This is a genomic window from Neobacillus sp. B24 (assembly GCF_055381825.1).
On record NZ_AP035777.1, the window covers coordinates 2,421,900 to 2,437,639 of the forward strand.

The following is a 15,740-nucleotide window of genomic DNA, read 5'->3' on the forward strand; positions in this document are numbered from 1 at the left end:
GTTGTTTGATTCATTAAATATTAATGCTTCGGCCTTATCCGCACAGCGATTACGTATGGATGTAGTATCTTCCAATATTGCCAATGCCTCCTCAACACGAGGAACTTTCATAAACGGAAATTGGGAACCGTATCAGCGAAAAATGGTCGTCATGGAACCAAGAGAGAAATCCTTTAATAGTGTTCTGCAAGGAGAGCTTCAAAAACAAACACAGTCACAACTGCAAGGTGTCAGGGTAACTGGAATCGTAAATGATCGGACCCCATTCAAGTTGGTTTATGATCCAAACCATCCCGATGCCAATGCTGAAGGTTATGTAAAAATGCCTAATGTAGACTTATCAAAAGAGATGGTTGATTTGCTTGCGGCATCACGAGCGTATGAAGCAAATGTAACTGCATTTAATACAGGTAAATCGATGATGTTAAAAGCATTAGAGATCGGCCGTTAGGAGGATTATAATGAATATTTCCGGAATTAGTGGTGGAACAATCAAAATCAATCAAAATCCTTTTCAAAAAACAGAAGCTGACTATTCAAACTCCTCCTTTGCTAATGTTTTGCAGGGGTATTTAAACAATGTGGATACAACAGTTAAACAGGCATCTGAACTGACGGTTAAAGCGGCAACTGGAGAAATTGACAATATCCACGATGTAACCATTGCTGCCCAGAAGGCGAAAGTCGCTTTGGAACTTACTGTTACCATCAGAGATAAAGCCGTAGAAGCCTATCAAGAAATGATGAGGATGCAAGTGTAAACAACGATGGAAAGCTGGGCAGGGTGAGAAATGAATCGATCATGGACAGATCAACTTAAACAATCTATGGAGCGCATAAGTACATATTGGAAGGCGCTTAGCACGAAACAAAAAGGACTGCTAATAGGATCTTTCGTATTTATTTTTACAGCGTTATCAGCCTTTATATTTTTCGCTTCCCGCCCGGAATTTGTGCCACTTTATACTGGCCAGCTGTCTCAGCGGGAAGTAGGAGATATAAAAGCTGAATTGGATAAGCAGGGGTATACAGATTATAAATTATCTGAAACGGGTACCATGCTCCTTGTTCCAAAAAAGGACGCACCGGATTTAATAGTAACTCTCGCATCGGAGGGCTATCCAAAAGACAACAAAATTAATTACGGGATATTTGGCGAAAACCTGTCATTTGGGGCCACAGATCGTCAATACGATATTCTTGAAAGGGAAGCAATGCAAAATCAGGTTGCTCAAATCATAAAGAATATCGATGGAATCAAAAATGCAGAAGTAATATTAACATTGCCGGAGGATTCAGTTTTTGTCAAACAGGATGAGGAGGAAGCTGCCAGTGCCTCCGTAATGGTTGAGATTGAACCTGGAAACAAGCTAAATTCCCAACAAATACGAGCACTCTATACATTGGTATCAAAAAGTGTTCCAAACCTTCCGCTCGAAAATATTACGATTATGAATCAGTACAGTGAAACTTTGGCACTTGAAGATGCAGATAATGAAGAAGGTTCATTGGATAAATATGCAGAACAGAGGAAAATTCAGAAAGACATTGAAGGGGATATTCAAAAAAATCTTCAAAACTTGTTAGGATCTATACTGGGAACGGATAAGGTGTTTGTCCATACTTTTGTCAAAATGAATTTTGATAAAGTAAAAACTCAAGAAAATCTGGTAAAACCGGCTGATGACAGCAATAAAGGTGTTCCAATCAGTTCCGAAAAAAGTTCAAAGACATCCAGTGGAACAGCGGCGAGTTCGGGTGGAGTTGTCGGTACAGGAGAAACCGACGTTCCTGGATATTCCGGAACAGATACTGGCGGGGAAAACAATTATGAAGAAACTCAAGAACGTATAAATTATGAGGTCAATCGAATTAATAATGAGATTATTAAAAGTCCGTATCAAATCGAAGATATTACGATTAATGTTGGTGTTGAAGCAGACTCATCAAAATCAGGTTCATTACCAATGACTACCGAAGAGAATATTCGGAATATTGTTTCCAATACTGTCCGGACAGCTCTTGGTCATCCGGATATTACTCAAGATGAGATTGACCAACGGATTACCATTTTCCCTCATACGTTAGCAAAAAATACAGCAACGGAGAAGGAGCAAGGCAACAATTGGATTTATATTGCCGGTGCAGGATTACTTGGAACAGTTTTGGCCGGCGGTTTCGTTTGGTGGATTCTGAGGAAACGCAAAGAAGACCATTCTGAACCTCAAGAGGAAAGTTTAATGATACCTCTAGTAGAGGAAGAGGAACATGAATACTTTGCTGAGAATGAATTGAGTGTCGAAAATCAGTTAAAGAAATTGCTTGACCAGCGGCCAGAGGATTTTTCAAAAGTGATAAGAACTTGGATCAATGAGGAGGGTTAAAGCCCATGGCAACAGCATCACCATTGAAGTTGAATGGAAAACAAAAAGCAGCTATTTTGCTTATTTCTATGGGTAAGGAAGCCTCCTCCAAAGTGTTCAAGCATTTGCCGGAAGAGGAGATTGAGCAGCTTACCCTTGCAATTGCAAACATTCAAAAAGTTGACTCGAAGGAAAAAGAAGAAGTACTTAAGGAATTTCATGAAATGTGTATTGCCCAAGATTTTCTATCTATGGGCGGTATCAATTATGCACAGGATGTATTGGAGTCCGCTCTCGGCAAAGAAAAGGCACGTTCCATTATTCATCGCTTAACGACACAGCTTCAGGTTAAACCATTTGATTTTGCGCGCAGAATCGATGCTACACAAATCTATCATTTTCTCCAGAATGAGCATCCGCAAATGATTGCTTTGGTATTGGCACACTTGGAGCCGCAGCAGGCTTCCATCATTCTGTCATCACTCCCAGGTGAACTTCAATCTGATGTGGCAAGGCGCATTGCCTTGCTGGAACAAACTTCGCCAGAGGTTATCAAAGAGGTTGAAAGGTTCTTGGAGCAAAAGCTTGCGGCGACAATTCGCCAAGATTTCACGGTTGTTGGTGGTATTGATTCTATTGTCAGCATTCTTAATGGAGTAGATAGAAGTACAGAGAAGATGATTTTGGATGACCTGGGAGCAAAAGATCTTGAACTGGTCGACGAAATCAAGAAGAAGATGTTTGTATTTGAGGATATTATTAATCTCGAAAGACGGGCAATCCAGCGAGTTATTCAGGAAGTGGAGAATCAGGATTTGTTGCTAGCATTAAAAGCATCAAGTCCGGATGTCAAAAAGGTTATTATGGAAAACATGTCCAAGCGTATGGCCGAATCGTTCGAGGAAGATATGTCTTTCCTTGGGCCGGTTAGGGTTAAAGATGTGGAGGATGCACAAGGCCGAATTGTTTCCGTTATTCGTCGATTAGAGGATACTGGAGAAATTCTCATAGCCAGAGGTGGAACCGATGAATTCGTACTCTAAAGTGTTTAAGGCATCACACCTCTCTTTAGTAGAAGAAGTAAAGGTCATTTCTCAAAAACTGATCCCAATAGGGATGAAGAACAATGAACTTCACTCGGAGAATCAGCAAGAAATGGTAAATGCCGCTTCTCATCAACAGGCAGATATGATAAATGAAAATGCCAAATCCGAGGCAAAAGTCATCTTAGAGAAGGCAGAACATGATGCGCGTTTAATTGAGGCTGAAGCTAAAAGGAATATTGAACAATGGTGGCAGGAGAATCAGGAAAAGCTGACAACTGAAAAAGCCCTAGCTAAACAGAGAGGTTATGAAGAAGGGTACGAACAGGGAATGCGGGAGGCCCGCCTAGCGGTACAACAAGATTACGAAGATAAGCTGGATCAAATCCAGACATTGCTTCAGATGGCCTATAAAGAAAAAGAAGCGATTATTTCAGAAGCAGAACCGTTTTTACTACAGTTAAGTACAGTCATTGCTTCACAAATTATAAAACAGGAATTAGAAGCGAACCCTGACCAACTGGTGAACTTAATTCAACAACATATTCTTCGCTTTAAAGAAAAAGAATCCATTACTGTTTGTGTTCATCCTGATGATTTTGAATTTATTCAGGGACAGAGGACTCATCTGATTGCTGTGGTGAATGGTGAAACAGAAATTAAAATCATTCCGGACCACTCTGTTTCGCCAAAGGGATGTATCATTCGTACGGCATATGGCAGCGTTGATGCACAAATTGATACCCAAATCGAAGAAATTAAAAAAGTACTTTTAGAGGCTGGAAGGGAGCCTGAAAGTGGTTTTATCAGCTGAGAACTATATCAAACTTGTTCGAAATACTGATCCTGTTAGGGTCAATGGGAAAATCACTCAAATCATTGGACTAACCATTGAATCTCAAGGCCCAGATGTGAGAATAGGCGAATTATGTTCTATCTATCCATCACATTCGCAAATTCCTATTCAAGCTGAAGTGGTGGGAATTCGGGAGAATAAGGTGCTGTTAATGCCACTTGGGGAGGTAAGGGCAATAGGTCCCGGATGTGACGTAGTTGCAAGCGGTAAACCGATGATGGTTAAGGCTGGGCATCAGTTACTGGGACGAATTCTAGATGGTTTGGGGCAGCCTTTAGATGGGAAACCATTGCCATTAGGTTTGGAAGAAGTCCCAACCCATACGATGCCGCCTAATCCGCTAAGCAGACCTCGAATTCACTCTCCTCTTGGGGTAGGAGTTCGAACAATTGACGGGCTATTAACGATGGGGAAGGGACAAAGAGTAGGTATTTTCGCAGGCAGCGGCGTAGGAAAAAGCACATTGTTAGGAATGATTTCTCGCAATACTACAGCTGATGTGAACGTGATTGCCCTGATAGGGGAACGTGGACGTGAGGTTTTGGACTTTATTGAACAGAACCTGGGCGAGGAGGGTTTGAAGAAATCCGTTGTCATTGTGGCGACATCTGACCAGCCTGCTCTTATTCGTATAAAAGGAGCATTAACGGCAACATCTATTGCGGAGTATTTCCGAGACCAAGGTAAAAATGTCCTTTTAGTGATGGATTCCGTCACACGTTTTGCAATGGCGCAACGGGAGATTGGTTTGGCCATTGGAGAGCCTCCTACCACCAAAGGTTATACACCTTCCGTGTTTGCTATGCTTCCGCAATTGTTGGAAAGGGCGGGTACTGGTCCAAAAGGATCAATCTCAGCCATATATACGGTTTTAGTGGATGGAGATGACATGAACGAACCTATTGCGGATGCGGTAAGAGGAATTTTGGATGGCCATATTGTCTTAAATCGTGCGATTGGTGGAAAAGGAATTTTTCCGGCAATTGATGTATTAAATAGTGCCAGTCGGGTAATGACCGAAATCACATCAGACGAGCACTTACAAGCTGCAGCCAACTTTAAAAAATTGATGGCAGCATATAATGAAGCGGAAGATTTAATCAATATTGGTGCTTATAAAAGGGGTTCTAATCGTGATATTGATTTGGCCATTCGATTAAAACAAAATATGGATCAATTTTTACGTCAGGGGATTTACGAATCTTCACAACTGGAGGATGCACAATCTTTCCTAATTTCACAATTTGGAGCGATGATGAGATGAAATATCAGTTTTCTTATCAAAAAGTGCTTGATTTTAAAGAGAAAGAGAAGGAAATGGCCCAGAATGAGTATGGTACGTTAAAACGCAAACAAATGGAAGTCCAACAACAATTGGCTGGTCTTGAAGCTCATAAAGAAGATGTTTTCAATCAATTCAATCATGTAGGTCAAAAAACAGTTCGGGACATTTTAGAAGTTCAAGAGGAAATGAATCATGTAAATCGACAGATGAATCTGCTTGTATCAAAATCACAGGAAATTCATCAAGAAGTAGAACAAAAACAACAACTTCTTATTGAGAAATCGAAGGAAGCAAAAATGTGGAATCAATGGAAATCAAAGTCCAAAGCTGCATTTCAAAAACAAATGGATCAAAGGGAGCAAGCCATGCTGGATGAAATGGCCGTCTTGCGATACTCCCGACGTGTATGAGGTGAGGAAGCCTGATGGAGGAGAACAAACGAGGAATATGGGGATCAATTTTGTTCTGGATGATTCCATTATTATTAACAGTGATTGTTGTTGCAGTTGTATTAAATTTTGTTGGAATTCCTGTTTGGGAATCTTTACAAAAGCTGCCGGTCATTAATCAAATAGTCCCTGACTCGGCAAAATCCGATGAAAACAGTAATAAACAGGTTGGTTCTGATTATTGGAAAAAGGAATATACAAAACTTGAAACAACCCTTAAAGAGAAAGATCAAAAAATTGATGAACTAAATAAACAAATTAAAGAAATAGAGACTTCAAATAATAGTAACGAAGAATTGCAAAAACAATCAAAGATTAATCAAAGCAATCAATCTATTGACCAAATGAAACAAGTTTCAGGTATTTATGAGAGTATACCAGCATCTAAAGCAGCAGCCATGTTTGATACCATGTCACTTGAAGAAGCAGGATTGACCCTGTCAATGCTTGACCAAGAGATACAAGGAAATATTCTGGGGAAAATGAAGGATCCTAAAAAAGCTGCTCAATTGACTTCATTATTAAGAGAAATTGCTATGTTGAATGAATCGAATCCGGCACTATTACAGGAACAAATAAAAGCCTTGGCGCAAAATCAAGCCAATCCAACAGATGTCTTATCTGAAACGATTGCTGAAATGCCCGCAGCTCAATCTGCTAGCATTATCGAATCAATGATGGCAACGAATTTTCAAGTAGCAATGAATATAATGAAAAATATTCGTACGGAAACCCGTTCTCAAATACTAGCAGAAATTGCAAAATCGAACGCCGCTAAGGCAGCTCAGATTACGGCGGATTTAAACAACTAGAAGTAACTCCAGGGAAGGAGAAAATCATGAAACGCCTCATCTATCTATTTGTTGCAATATTTTATCTTTTATCCAATCAACCCACGATCTATGCCGCAGGTACAACATCCAGCGGCGAGTCTTCTGTTTATGACGCTATTCATGAAGGAGGGGGGAAGTCCACACCTTCGACGGGTAAAGAAGTGGATAGCGGATCATCTTCTATATTTCCCTTATTTATTAAATTCATCTTTTCGTTTATCTTTGTGATTGTTTTATTGTTTTTATTGATTCGCTTTCTTTCGAAGCGAAGCCGTTTCACGCAGACAAATGGACCGGTCATTCCTTTGGGCGGTCATATGCTCGGAAACAACCGCTCTTTGCAAGTAGTCCTGATCGGGCAGACCATATATGTCCTTGGAGTAGGTGAGACCGTTACATTAATTCGTACCATTTCAAATGGAGAAGAATATCAGCACCTAATGGACAGTTTTGAGGATCAACCGGATGTACTTCCGGGCAATTGGTTATCTACGGATTCAATAAAGAAATGGAACACGGTCTTTCAGAATCAATTGCGTAAAATGCAGCGTGAGAATAGGGAGGATTAAATGCAATGTTACGTAAACTGGCGATCCTTGTTCCTATTCTGACACTAGGAATTTTTTCTGTTGCTCATGCGGCAGATCCTGTCAGTTCCATTTTGCCTGGCATCGATCTTGGTTCAGATGACCCTGAGAATGTTTCCAACAGTGTTCGAATCATACTTTTAATTACTGTATTATCAATAGCTCCTGCGATTCTAGTACTGATGACTTGTTTTACTAGAATCATTGTCGTATTAGGGTTTGTTCGAAATGCCCTTGGGACTCAAATGATTCCTCCAAATCAAGTTTTAATAGGGCTGGCACTTTTTATGACATTTTTTATTATGAGTCCAGTATTTTCAGAAATAAATCAGGATGCTTTTCAGCCGTTCATGTCAGGTAAAATGACCCAGCAGGAAGCATTTAAAACAGCAAGTGAGCCAATGAAGGAGTTTATGGCGAAACATACCCGTGAAAAGGATCTTGCGCTTTTTATGAATTATGCAAAAATGAAAGCCCCTGAAAAGGTTCAGGACATTCCACTTACTGCGTTGGTTCCAGCCTTTGCCATTAGTGAGCTAAAAGCCGCCTTTCAAATGGGGTTTATGATTTTTATACCATTCCTTGTAATCGATATGATTGTATCGAGTATTTTAATGTCAATGGGGATGATGATGCTGCCGCCGGTAATGATTTCACTGCCTTTTAAGATTCTGCTGTTCATATTAGTTGATGGCTGGAATTTAATTGTTAAATCATTGCTGATAAGTTTCTAAGAAGGGAGTATGGCCCATGACTATAGAAGTTATTTTAAAAATTGCCCAAGAGTCTGTTTATACGATTCTTATTGTCATTGCGCCGGTTACCGGGGTAGCCTTGGCTGTTGGATTAATGGTAAGTATATTTCAAGCCACAACACAAATACAAGAACAAACCTTGGCGTTTGTTCCCAAAATCGTTGCTGTATTCTTAGCCCTCCTATTTTTCGGCGGATGGATGTTACGGGAAGTGGTTGAATTTACACAGAATCTACTTGGTAATCTCGCAAGCTTTATAGGGTAGGTGATGGCAATGGATGCTTCCACTTGGTGGACTTTTCTGCTTGTATTTGTCCGAATCTCGTCTTTCATGGTTTCGGCACCTATCTTTTCCGGACGACAATTACCAGTCCATTATAAAATTGGTATTAGTGTGGTACTTAGTATTCTATGTATGGGATTGATTCAAGACCCTATCAGTAATCCGGAGAACGGAACCATTTTCCTATTAATACTCAAAGAGCTTATGGTCGGTATATCAATCGGATTGGTCGCGGGGATTTTGTTTTATACGATACAGCTTGCGGGTTCCCTGCTGGACTTTCAGATTGGGTTTTCCATGGCCAATCTCTTTGATCCCACTTTTGAGACAAGTATGCAATTGACCGGTCGATTCAAAAATGTTTTAGCGGTATTGTTTTTATTGGCTACGAATGGACATCATATGTTAATCCATGGGATATTGGCCAGTTTCGACTGGGTTAAATTGCAAGCTTTCGTTCCCGCCTTAACAGATGGTCGGCTAGCGGCATTAATGGTTGAATGTGTGCAGCAGATGTTCATGATAGGTTTTATGATGGCTGCCCCGATTATAGGTACGCTTTTTGTGGTTGATGTCGGCTTGGGGATTATTGCAAGAACTGTTCCGCAAATGAATATGTTTGTTATTTTCCCGCCACTCAAAATATTAATTCATTTTGCAATGTATATTATCGTTTTGCCAGGATTTTTTTACTTATTAAAAATTATGTTTCAGACAATGTTTGAGTCCATAGATTCAATATTGAGAATAATGGGGGCCTAACCATGCTGCTTCGTTTAGATTTGCAGCTCTTTTCCGGTGAAAAGACAGAAAAAGCAACACCGAATAAACGCCGAGAAGCTAGAAAAAAGGGGCAAGTCGCGAAGAGCCAAGAAGTTTCATCTGCTATTTTACTATTGGTTTGTTTTGCTTTTTTAATGGTTGGTGGAAAGAGTTTAATAGAAGGATGTTTTTTAATTTTTCGTCACAGCTATCAGGAATATATGCTGTGGGATTTATCTATTTCGAGCACTAGGGTCTTGTTTAACCAACTGCTGTGGGATGTGGCTAAAATAGTAGGGCCTATCTTTGCTTTGGTATTCATTGCAGGTTTAGTTGCTAACTATATTCAGGTTGGATTTATGTTTAATCCGGATTCATTGAAAATGAATTTTGGGAAAATCAATCCACTGCAGGGGGCGAAAAATATTTTTTCACTCCGTTCATTGGTAGAATTATTGAAATCAATCCTGAAAATTGTGATGACTTCCTACATTGCTTATTTGGTCATTTGGAAACAGAAAGACGAATTTGTATTACTTGGTGAAAAGAGCCTGTGGGATTCTGCCAGGTTTATAGGTTCATTGTCAGTGCAAGTTGGTATCACTGTATCGGCAAGCTTGGTCATCCTAGCAGCAGCTGATTATTTATATCAAAAGTATGAATATGAAAAAAAACTGCGAATGTCGAAGCAGGAAATTAAAGATGAGCACAAAAAAATGGAAGGTGACCCGGTCATTAAGGGGCAAAGGCGGGCAAGACAACGACAAATTGCCATGAATCGTATGATTCAAGAAGTACCTAAAGCAGATGTCGTAATTACAAACCCAACCCATTTTGCGGTGGCAATACAATATGATTTTGAAACTATGGATGCACCGCATGTTATTGCCAAAGGTCAAGACTATGTAGCTTTAAAAATAAAAGAAATTGCCAAACAACATAAAATTATGACAGTAGAGAATAGGCCATTGGCACGTGCACTTTTTGCATCGGTAGAAATTGGGGAGACCATCCCTGAGGAACTATTTAATGCGGTTGGGGAGATTCTAGCCTATGTATACTTCCAGGAAGGCCGGTATAAGGGGATGATGGAATGAAAATAAAAGATGTATCAGTTTTAATAGTTGTTATTTTAATTGTGGCAATGATGATCATCCCATTGCCGACATTATTATTGGACATTCTATTAATTTGTAATATCTCCATTTCACTGATGATCCTGTTGGTTGCGATGAATACGAAGGAACCTTTGGAGTTTTCCATTTTCCCAACAGCAATATTACTTACTACACTTTTCCGTTTGGCTCTTAACGTATCAACGACTAGATCGATACTTTCGAAAGCCGATGGGGGAGAGGTAATTGAAACCTTTGGTTCCTTTGTAATTGGAGGAAACGCGGTTATCGGTTTTGTTGTTTTCTTAATTCTGGTTGTCATTCAATTTATCGTAATTACAAAAGGGTCAGAGAGGGTAGCTGAAGTTGCTGCTCGTTTCACATTGGACGCGATGCCTGGTAAGCAGATGAGTATCGATGCCGATATGAATGCCGGATTAATTAGCGAGCAGGATGCCCGTGCGCGTCGCAGAAAAGTAGAAATGGAATCTGATTTTTACGGCGCAATGGACGGTGCCAGTAAATTTGTAAAAGGTGATGCAATTGCCGGCATCATCATTCTCCTCATAAACGTTATTGGCGGATTTATCATTGGAATGGCAATCCATGGTATGGGTTTTGCTGAATCTGCTAGTACATTTACATTATTATCAGTAGGGGATGGATTAGTCAGCCAAGTCCCAGCCTTATTAATCTCCACAGCTACAGGCATTACTGTGACACGTGCGGCATCTGATGGAAATTTAGGCTCGGATATTATGGGGCAGATTTTTAGTTATCCGAAGCTGCTTTATATTGTGGCAGGAACGATTCTGGTGTTAGGGCTTTTTACACCGATTGGGATTTTTCTTACACTTCCAGTCGCAGGAGCACTGGTGTTCAGTGCCTTTACGATGCAAAAGAATTTGAAAAAGGAAGAACTCCTACATGAGCAAAATGACGTTCAACAGCAGGAAGAAGACATTAGGAGTCCTGAGAAGGTTATAAACCTTCTCCAGCTAGACACGCTGGAATTGGAGATAGGCTATGGTTTAATCCCTTTAGCCGATCAAAGTCAAGGTGGAGACATTCTGGACAGAATAGTCATGATTCGCAGGCAATTTACAATTGAATTAGGTTTGGTAATCCCAACCATACGGATTCGCGATAATTTACAATTGCCTCCAAATGAATATGTATTAAAATTCCGAGGGAGCAAAATTGCATCCGGGGAGATTTATCTTGATCATTATCTGGCTATGAACCAAGGCCCAAATACTGATGAGTTAGAGGGTATACAGGTGATTGAACCAGCTTTTGGCCTTCCTGCCATTTGGGTTAATATGGAGGAAAAATCAAAAGCTGAATTATTTGGTTACATAATCGTCGATCCTCCTTCAGTCATTGCTACTCATTTAACGGAAGTGATTAAGCGCTATGCTTACCAGCTGTTGCGCAGGGAAGAAACTAAAGAATTAATTGATAACTTGAAGGAATCACATCCTAATCTAGTCGAAGAACTTGTCCCTAATTTATTGTCTGTTGGTGATATTCAGAAGGTACTGCAAAACATGCTTCGTGAACAAATTTCGATACGAGACTTGGCATCAATCTTTGAAACATTGGCTGACTATGCCATATATACAAAGGAACCAAGAGTTTTGACAGAGTATGTACGGCAGTCTTTGACACGTCAAATTACAGAGCAATATGCGGAAAATGGAGTGATTCATGTCTTAACTGCAGGGGCAACCTTGGAGAAGGGGATTTCTGAAAGTATTCATCAATCCGAAACTGGCGTGCAATATTTATCCATGGATCCGCAAATTTCCAGAAGAATTACTGATGAAGTAAGGGAACAGATTGAGCGGGTTATCAATGCCGGAGGTCAACCTATTTTCCTAACCTCCCCATCCATAAGGATGTATTTAAAACAGTTTGTTGATAAAATTCTACCAACAGTGCCGGTTCTTGCTTATACAGAACTCGAGCCAGATATTGAGATCCAAAGTATAGGAGTGGTTAATATATGAGAACCCAAAAAATAGTTGCGGATACGATGCCTCTGGCTTTAAAAATGGTCAGACAACAATTGGGAGAAAATGCAATTATTGTCAACACGAGGTCGATTAAGACAGGTGGGATATTTGGCATTTTTGGTAAACAAAAATTTGAAGTTACAGCCTATGCAATTGATAAAGAAAAACCAAGCCCGCAGTCAACAAAGGCTGCGGTGAAAAAGGAATTAAAAGAGACAGTTCCTCAAAATCATACGAATATTGTTATTAAACCTGAAGGTGATGAGGACGGGAGTTCTGTTTTATTTAAAAAACCACACACCCTCTATCAACACTATTCTCAAAATAATAAAGAACTGGAAAACCATGTACCTGGCATATCGGAAATAAAAGAAAATGATAAACCTTTAACTGAATCAAAGACAATTGAAAATGATAAACAGTTACTCGATGAATTACAGCAAATGAGAAAAATGATGATGAATTTCATGATGGGGGAAAAACAAGGAGTAGTCATGCCTGAAGGGTTGACTAAGTGGATTAATCGCCTGAAAAAACAGGGTGTAAATGAAGAAATTATTGAGTACATTGTGAATGAAATTATGAAGAGATACAATTCGCTTTCTGATGTAAGTGAAGAAATCATCCTTAAAGAGGTACGGGAAATCATCGAAGACATAATTAATACTCGAATACCTTTAACCAATAAAGTAGATGAAGGTACCCGAATGATTAATGTCATTGGTCCAACAGGTGTTGGAAAAACCACCTCAATCGCTAAGCTTGCAACTGAACAAGTTCTACGGCAAAAGCGAAGAGTCGCGATGATTACCACCGATGTTTATCGGATAGGAGCAGTGGAACAATTAAAAACTTATGCTGGTATTTTAAATGTTCCTTTTGAAGTGGTTCGATCTGCAAATGAACTGGAAAAGGCTCTCACAAATCTGGAACATTATGATCTTATCTATATGGATACAACTGGCCGCAATTATAAAGAACTTCAATATCGGCATTCCATTGATGAATATTTAAAAAAGCCGCTCAAAAGTGATCATTATTTGGTACTGAGTTTAACAACGAAATATGAAGATATGCAAGTCTTGTTAGATGGCTTTTTGGATAGTCCTATAAAAAAACTAATAATGACAAAGTTTGATGAAACAACCAGTTATGGTTCCATCCTTAATATTGCCTATTCATACCCTTATAAATTGGCTTATATCACAACTGGTCAAAGTGTCCCTGAGGATATCAACGAAACTGATGCGAAACTTCTTGCAAGTTACTTATTAGGAGAGGGAAAAGAAAATGGATCAAGCTCAAAGTCTTCGTGAACGGATGCATCGGTTAAATGTACAACAAAATAATCAGCATAACTCCCGAGTGATAACCATAACGAGTGGAAAAGGCGGGGTTGGCAAATCCAATTTTACACTTAACTTTGCTTTAGGCCTTAAAGCAGCAGGTAAAAGAGTGGTGGTGTTGGATTTGGATTTATTAACCGCAAACATTAATATCCTAATGGGCGTGAATTCAAGGTATAGTCTGGAGGATGTACTGCACCAAAGAAAAAGCATTTGGGATGTAATAGAAAAAGGAACTGCAGGAATTGAATATATAGCCGGCGGCCTTGAAATGACTGATTTAATAGAATTAGATGAAACAACATTATCGTTTTTCTGGAACCAAATTCAAGAACTTCAAACATATGCTGACTTTATATTGCTAGATACTGGAGCAGGAATATCAAAGGAACTGATTCATTTTATATTAGCTTCTGATGAAACAATTATGGTTACCACTCCGGAACCTACGTCCATTGCTGATTCATATGGGGTGTTAAAAACAGTTTTTAATTATAGTAGTCAAAGTCCTGAATTTCGGCTGGTGGTCAATCGGGCCCAATATTATGGGGAAGCAGTGGAAACATCTCGTGCATTGAAAAATGCCTGCAGAAAATTCTTAAAGATAGAATTAAAAACATTAGGTTTTATCATGGAGGATGCACATGTTCGCCAAGCTGTAAAATCCCAAACACCCTTCATGCTGTCACATCCTAAATGTGATGCATCAAAAAATATTAGACAAATTGTTTTTTCCTTCTTGCCTGAAATGGATCAACAGAAGCCCTCTTCACATAGTGGAATTAAAGGATTTTTCGAAAGAATTCTCTTATTGGGAAAATCGTCGTAAGGGGAGGAGCATATGGCAGGAAAATGGAAAGTTAACGTATTCTTGGGTTTTTCGGGATTTTTGGTCACCTATTTGTTTTCAATAACCAACAATACATGGCAGACAACAATAATCCGAGCGGTTTTTGGATTGATTTTCTTCTATTTACTAGGATTTATTTTACGATATGTTTTAAGTCTTAAAGGAGCAAATAGTGTTACGCCTCAGCTTAAAGGAGATAATACAAAAGCTGAGTTAAAAAAACCGAGGGAACAAAAACAAAATCAGGAAAAGGGCACGAAAGAGGATATACCCTTTCAGGCCATATCTCTCCACTCTTTACATAAAGTGGAAGAATTACACAACCCTGAAAATATAGCAAACGACAAATAATCATGGGACAATGAATAAGAGGAGGGATAATACGTGCGACCTGCTATTAAAGAATCTTTACCTAATTCTTTACTATGGAGAACGTTCAAGGAAAGCCATGATGTAAAATCACAAGAAAACCTAGTGAAACAATATGCACATCTAGTTGAACAAATGGCTAATCGGATGAGTTTAAGTATCCCGCAAAGTATTATTCCAAAAGAGGACTTAGTCGGGTTAGGATACATCGGATTACTTGAAGCAATCAAGAAATTCGATTATAAAAAAGGGTATCAATTTGAGACTTTTGGTCTTTGGAGAATAAAGGGTGCCATGCTGGATGGGATTCGGAAAATGGACTGGGTACCTCGCGGTTTGAGGGATAAAGCTACTAAACTGAAAACAGCCTTACGACAGCTTGAGCAAACACTTATGAGATCCCCAACGGAAGAAGAGTTAAGTCACTATTTAAATATGACATTGGAAGAAGTGGATGATGCTATGACAGCATTATCTTTATCAACAATGCTATCACTCGATGAGCCAGCACATTCCAATGATGAAGAGGGTAAAAAGCATAGCCGGTTGGAATTACTAAGTGATGAACAATCCAATAACCAGGACAGGAATATTCAGGGGGCTGAATTCCGAAAAATGATTGCTGAATGTATTGATAATTTGCCAGAAAAAGAAAGGCTTGTTATTTCATTATTGTATTACGAGGAATTAACACAAGTAGAAATAGCTGAAGTGCTGAATCTTACAAAGGGTCGAATTTCACAAATTCATTCAAAGGCAATTCTGCGCCTGCGTCATTATTTTGAATCAAAAGGGTTTTCAATGGATTCTTTTCTATAATTTATTA

The 15,740-nt window shown here is 39.3% G+C and carries 18 protein-coding genes; all 18 read left to right on the forward strand.

The genetic code is table 11. From position 1 onward, the window contains the following. Position 1 precedes the first annotated feature (1 nt). From flgC to ACZ43M_RS12080, 18 genes are read left to right on the forward strand one after another with little or no spacing between them, the layout of a single operon-like run. On the forward strand, positions 2 to 451 hold the full coding sequence (gene flgC, locus ACZ43M_RS11995; RefSeq protein ID WP_464507636.1) for a flagellar basal body rod protein FlgC: 450 nt from the start codon (positions 2 to 4) through the stop codon (positions 449 to 451). A gap of 10 nt (positions 452 to 461) precedes the next feature. Further along, complete coding sequence (gene fliE / locus ACZ43M_RS12000) at positions 462 to 761, forward strand: flagellar hook-basal body complex protein FliE (protein WP_464507637.1); 300 nt, start codon at positions 462 to 464, stop codon at positions 759 to 761. Between the two features lie 30 nt (positions 762 to 791). Further along, entirely contained in the window at positions 792 to 2,384 is a 1,593-nt protein-coding gene (gene fliF / locus ACZ43M_RS12005; RefSeq protein ID WP_464507638.1) for a flagellar basal-body MS-ring/collar protein FliF, read from the forward strand. 5 nt (positions 2,385 to 2,389) lie between these two features. Further along, complete coding sequence (fliG, locus tag ACZ43M_RS12010) at positions 2,390 to 3,406, forward strand: flagellar motor switch protein FliG (protein ID WP_464507639.1); 1,017 nt, start codon at positions 2,390 to 2,392, stop codon at positions 3,404 to 3,406. Continuing rightward, complete coding sequence (locus ACZ43M_RS12015) at positions 3,390 to 4,220, forward strand: FliH/SctL family protein (RefSeq protein WP_464507640.1); 831 nt, start codon at positions 3,390 to 3,392, stop codon at positions 4,218 to 4,220. The genes fliG and ACZ43M_RS12015 overlap by 17 nt, the downstream gene beginning before the upstream one ends. After that, a complete protein-coding gene (gene fliI / locus ACZ43M_RS12020; RefSeq protein WP_464507641.1) occupies positions 4,204 to 5,526 on the forward strand; it encodes a flagellar protein export ATPase FliI in 1,323 nt (440 codons plus the stop codon). Before ACZ43M_RS12015 ends, fliI begins: the two co-directional genes overlap by 17 nt. Continuing rightward, positions 5,523 to 5,957: a flagellar export protein FliJ gene (fliJ, locus tag ACZ43M_RS12025; protein WP_464507642.1), complete on the forward strand. Its 435-nt coding sequence runs from the start codon at positions 5,523 to 5,525 to the stop codon at positions 5,955 to 5,957. Before fliI ends, fliJ begins: the two co-directional genes overlap by 4 nt. A gap of 14 nt (positions 5,958 to 5,971) precedes the next feature. Beyond that, a complete protein-coding gene (locus tag ACZ43M_RS12030) occupies positions 5,972 to 6,808 on the forward strand; it encodes a hypothetical protein (RefSeq protein WP_464507643.1) in 837 nt (278 codons plus the stop codon). A 26-nt stretch (positions 6,809 to 6,834) separates the two neighbouring features. Then, positions 6,835 to 7,398: a flagellar biosynthetic protein FliO gene (locus ACZ43M_RS12035; protein ID WP_464507644.1), complete on the forward strand. Its 564-nt coding sequence runs from the start codon at positions 6,835 to 6,837 to the stop codon at positions 7,396 to 7,398. Positions 7,399 to 7,403: 5 nt separating this feature from the next. After that, positions 7,404 to 8,150, forward strand: a complete 747-nt coding sequence (fliP, locus tag ACZ43M_RS12040; protein ID WP_464507645.1) for a flagellar type III secretion system pore protein FliP — start codon at positions 7,404 to 7,406, stop codon at positions 8,148 to 8,150. 16 nt (positions 8,151 to 8,166) lie between these two features. Next, on the forward strand, positions 8,167 to 8,436 hold the full coding sequence (fliQ, locus tag ACZ43M_RS12045) for a flagellar biosynthesis protein FliQ (RefSeq protein WP_464507646.1): 270 nt from the start codon (positions 8,167 to 8,169) through the stop codon (positions 8,434 to 8,436). A gap of 9 nt (positions 8,437 to 8,445) precedes the next feature. Beyond that, positions 8,446 to 9,216 carry a flagellar biosynthetic protein FliR gene (gene fliR, locus ACZ43M_RS12050; RefSeq protein ID WP_464507647.1) on the forward strand — a complete coding sequence of 257 codons (771 nt, stop codon included), beginning with the start codon at positions 8,446 to 8,448 and terminating at the stop codon, positions 9,214 to 9,216. 2 nt (positions 9,217 to 9,218) lie between these two features. Beyond that, the gene (gene flhB, locus ACZ43M_RS12055; protein WP_464507648.1) at positions 9,219 to 10,313 is read left to right on the forward strand and encodes a flagellar biosynthesis protein FlhB; all 1,095 of its coding nucleotides are present in this window, start codon (positions 9,219 to 9,221) and stop codon (positions 10,311 to 10,313) included. After that, positions 10,310 to 12,343, forward strand: a complete 2,034-nt coding sequence (flhA, locus tag ACZ43M_RS12060) for a flagellar biosynthesis protein FlhA (RefSeq protein ID WP_464507649.1) — start codon at positions 10,310 to 10,312, stop codon at positions 12,341 to 12,343. Before flhB ends, flhA begins: the two co-directional genes overlap by 4 nt. Beyond that, entirely contained in the window at positions 12,340 to 13,665 is a 1,326-nt protein-coding gene (gene flhF, locus ACZ43M_RS12065) for a flagellar biosynthesis protein FlhF (RefSeq protein ID WP_464507650.1), read from the forward strand. Before flhA ends, flhF begins: the two co-directional genes overlap by 4 nt. Then, positions 13,640 to 14,524: a MinD/ParA family protein gene (locus tag ACZ43M_RS12070; protein WP_464507651.1), complete on the forward strand. Its 885-nt coding sequence runs from the start codon at positions 13,640 to 13,642 to the stop codon at positions 14,522 to 14,524. Before flhF ends, ACZ43M_RS12070 begins: the two co-directional genes overlap by 26 nt. Before the next feature lie 12 nt (positions 14,525 to 14,536). After that, complete coding sequence (locus tag ACZ43M_RS12075; RefSeq protein ID WP_464507652.1) at positions 14,537 to 14,896, forward strand: hypothetical protein; 360 nt, start codon at positions 14,537 to 14,539, stop codon at positions 14,894 to 14,896. Between the two features lie 33 nt (positions 14,897 to 14,929). Beyond that, a complete protein-coding gene (locus tag ACZ43M_RS12080) occupies positions 14,930 to 15,733 on the forward strand; it encodes a sigma-70 family RNA polymerase sigma factor (protein WP_464507653.1) in 804 nt (267 codons plus the stop codon). The last annotated feature ends 7 nt before the right edge of the window (positions 15,734 to 15,740 follow it).

What these genes read in the sequence shown, in the direction of transcription:
- fliE (WP_464507637.1), top strand. Translation starts at nt 462, where the DNA reads ATGAATATTTCCGGAATTAGTGGTGGAACAATCAAAATCAATCAAAAT.
- fliF (WP_464507638.1), top strand. Translation starts at nt 792, where the DNA reads ATGAATCGATCATGGACAGATCAACTTAAACAATCTATGGAGCGCATA.
- fliG (WP_464507639.1), top strand. Translation starts at nt 2,390, where the DNA reads ATGGCAACAGCATCACCATTGAAGTTGAATGGAAAACAAAAAGCAGCT.
- ACZ43M_RS12015 (WP_464507640.1), top strand. Translation starts at nt 3,390, where the DNA reads ATGAATTCGTACTCTAAAGTGTTTAAGGCATCACACCTCTCTTTAGTA.
- fliJ (WP_464507642.1), top strand. Translation starts at nt 5,523, where the DNA reads ATGAAATATCAGTTTTCTTATCAAAAAGTGCTTGATTTTAAAGAGAAA.
- ACZ43M_RS12030 (WP_464507643.1), top strand. Translation starts at nt 5,972, where the DNA reads ATGGAGGAGAACAAACGAGGAATATGGGGATCAATTTTGTTCTGGATG.
- ACZ43M_RS12035 (WP_464507644.1), top strand. Translation starts at nt 6,835, where the DNA reads ATGAAACGCCTCATCTATCTATTTGTTGCAATATTTTATCTTTTATCC.
- fliP (WP_464507645.1), top strand. Translation starts at nt 7,404, where the DNA reads ATGTTACGTAAACTGGCGATCCTTGTTCCTATTCTGACACTAGGAATT.
- fliQ (WP_464507646.1), top strand. Translation starts at nt 8,167, where the DNA reads ATGACTATAGAAGTTATTTTAAAAATTGCCCAAGAGTCTGTTTATACG.
- fliR (WP_464507647.1), top strand. Translation starts at nt 8,446, where the DNA reads ATGGATGCTTCCACTTGGTGGACTTTTCTGCTTGTATTTGTCCGAATC.
- flhB (WP_464507648.1), top strand. Translation starts at nt 9,219, where the DNA reads ATGCTGCTTCGTTTAGATTTGCAGCTCTTTTCCGGTGAAAAGACAGAA.
- flhA (WP_464507649.1), top strand. Translation starts at nt 10,310, where the DNA reads ATGAAAATAAAAGATGTATCAGTTTTAATAGTTGTTATTTTAATTGTG.
- flhF (WP_464507650.1), top strand. Translation starts at nt 12,340, where the DNA reads ATGAGAACCCAAAAAATAGTTGCGGATACGATGCCTCTGGCTTTAAAA.
- ACZ43M_RS12070 (WP_464507651.1), top strand. Translation starts at nt 13,640, where the DNA reads ATGGATCAAGCTCAAAGTCTTCGTGAACGGATGCATCGGTTAAATGTA.
- ACZ43M_RS12075 (WP_464507652.1), top strand. Translation starts at nt 14,537, where the DNA reads ATGGCAGGAAAATGGAAAGTTAACGTATTCTTGGGTTTTTCGGGATTT.